Source organism: Vibrio sp. 970 (assembly GCF_033339075.1).
The window spans coordinates 1-675 of the sequence record NZ_JAWOTW010000363.1; the positions used below are offsets into that span (position 1 = coordinate 1).

Genomic DNA, 675 nt, shown 5'->3' on the forward strand with positions numbered 1-675 from the left:
GTGAAAGCGACATTTGCATGACAAGGCTGATTATCATACCCACGCCCGCTGCTACGAAACCTGCTTTCCAACCAAATGAGTTCGTTACAGATCCAGAAACCACGCAGGCTAGCAGAGCACCAAGGTTGATACCCATGTAGAAGATAGTGAAAGCGCCATCACGACGGTTATCACCTTCATTGTAAAGGTCACCAACCATGGTAGAGATATTTGGCTTGAATAGACCGTTACCACAAATAAGCAGAGCAAGACCTAAATAGAAAGTGTGAAGTGCTCCGAAGCCTAGTGCGTCAGCCGGAAGTGCCAGTGTGAACTGGCCGATAGCCATTAATGCACCACCAAGCAAAATTGAGCGGCGTTGGCCAAGGTAGTTATCGGCAAGGTAACCACCAATCAATGGGGTAATGTAACCAAGGCCGGTGTAAATGCCATAAAGGTCGAGCGCGTCTTTCGTTGACCAGCCCAAACCACCATTCATTGTGGTATCAGTTAAGTAGAGTACTAGAATGGCACGCATTGCGTAGTAGGAAAAGCGTTCCCAGAGTTCAGTGCCGAACAATAAGAACAAGCCACGAGGGTGACCGAAATATTGATGTTGGTTTGACATAAGCTCTTCTAATAATAGTTATTACATTTTTTAACGACACCTACGTATACATTGCAATTTAACTGCTT

1 protein-coding gene is annotated in these 675 nt (G+C 45.5%); it reads right to left on the reverse strand.

Translation table 11 applies throughout. From position 1 onward, the window contains the following. Positions 1-607: peptide MFS transporter (locus tag R7Q11_RS26695; protein ID WP_225467057.1), on the reverse strand; the 607-nt coding region annotated here is incomplete at its 3' end. Positions 608-675 lie beyond the last annotated feature (68 nt).